Annotated in this window: 2 protein-coding genes and 1 pseudogene; 2 read left to right on the plus strand and 1 reads right to left on the minus strand. The window is 71.2% G+C overall.

All coding sequences use genetic code 11. The features are described 5' to 3' along the window. Both G3N93_RS41955 and G3N93_RS40175 read left to right on the plus strand, forming a co-directional pair. Positions 1 to 178: pseudogene (locus G3N93_RS41955) on the plus strand (chromate transporter); the annotation flags it as partial. Continuing rightward, positions 175 to 702: a chromate transporter gene (locus tag G3N93_RS40175; RefSeq protein ID WP_043184629.1), complete on the plus strand. Its 528-nt coding sequence runs from the start codon at positions 175 to 177 to the stop codon at positions 700 to 702. The pseudogene G3N93_RS41955 and the gene G3N93_RS40175, both read left to right, overlap by 4 nt. 43 nt (positions 703 to 745) lie before the next feature. Here the strand turns inward: G3N93_RS40175 and G3N93_RS40180 are convergent, their stop codons facing one another. Continuing rightward, entirely contained in the window at positions 746 to 1,084 is a 339-nt protein-coding gene (locus G3N93_RS40180; protein WP_206135542.1) for a hypothetical protein, read from the minus strand. Positions 1,085 to 1,326 lie beyond the last annotated feature (242 nt).

Below are 1,326 nucleotides of genomic sequence, written 5' to 3' on the forward strand. Positions count from 1 at the left end.
TGCAGCCGTGTGCTCTCCCGATCTCGTCGCGATCGCGGTGCTGCGCATCCCGCTGCTGACCGCGATGCTCGTGCTGACGCCGGTCAGCATCTGGCTCGCGTCGCGGCGCCGCGACGCGGACACACCGCAGCCGGCGCCGGCCGCGACGCGCGACACGCAGCAAGGAGGCCGGCCATGAACGACACGCTGATCGCCATCGCGACGATCTTCAGCCAGTTGTCGCTGCTCGCGTTCGGCGGCGGCAACACGATCCTGCCGGAGATGCAGCGGCAGGTCGTCGACGTCCATCACTGGATGAGCGCGCACGAGTTCACCGCGCTGTTCGCGCTGGCCCAGGCCGCGCCAGGGCCGAACATGATGATCGTGTCGCTGGTCGGCTGGCACGTGGCCGGCTGGAGCGGGCTGCTGGTCGCGTCGCTCGCGAAGTTCGGGCCGTCGTCGATCGTCACCGTGCTCGCGCTGCATGCGTGGGAGCGCTTTCGCGACCGGCCGTGGCGCCGCTACGTGCAGCAGGGGATGATGCCGGTCACCGCCGGGCTGGTTGCGGCGAGCGCGGTGCTGATCTCCGAGGCGTCGAACCGCACGGCGATCCAGTGGGGCATCACGGCCGCGTGCGCGGTGCTCGCGTGGCGTACGCGCATTCATCCGCTGTGGCTGCTCGCGGGCGGCGCGCTGATCGGGCTCACGGGCATCGGGCAGTGAGCTGTCCTTCACGCAGCCGGCCGTTGCCGGTTGCGGCCGCGGGCTACTGCGACGCCGGCCGGTCGCTGTTCACGATCCCGAGCAGCCGGCCGCGCTCGCTGCCGACGTCATCCGTCGTAGCCGGCCAGTCGATCACGTAACCAGCCTCGAGCGCATCGCGCATGATCGTGCCGTAGTCGGCCTTCGCGACCCGGCCGCCTCGCAACGCGTCGGCCACCTCGTGCCTCAGCTTCGGCGTGAACGACGGATACGCGGCCACCAGCGCCGCGTACTGGCGCGCATCGATCTCGCCCGATCCGCGAGTGAACGCCCAGACGGCCACCAGCACGATCGCGGCGAACGGGATCACGGTGAAGCGCAGGAAGAACTTCGCGAGTGTCATTCGAAGGCTCGGTGAGGCGGTGCGGGGCGGCGGCCGGGGCGTAACCGGGGCAGGCCGCCCGGTATACTCGGCCGGTCCCGCGGCGGCGAAACCTGCGCCGTGGATACGTTCCGGCCGGCTGCGAACTGCGGCGGGAATCCGCACCCCGACGGCAAGAATTATATTGGCGCGCGGCACGCGGCGATGCCCGGCCGCGCAGCGCCGGCGGCGTTCGCGCCGGCCGGCAGGACTGAATTTCGCAC

The organism is Burkholderia sp. Se-20378, assembly GCF_017104665.1.
GTDB lineage: Bacteria > Pseudomonadota > Gammaproteobacteria > Burkholderiales > Burkholderiaceae > Burkholderia > Burkholderia lata.

What these genes read in the sequence shown, in the direction of transcription:
- G3N93_RS40175 (WP_043184629.1), top strand. Translation starts at nt 175, where the DNA reads ATGAACGACACGCTGATCGCCATCGCGACGATCTTCAGCCAGTTGTCG.
- G3N93_RS40180 (WP_206135542.1), bottom strand. Translation starts at nt 1,084, where the DNA reads ATGACACTCGCGAAGTTCTTCCTGCGCTTCACCGTGATCCCGTTCGCC.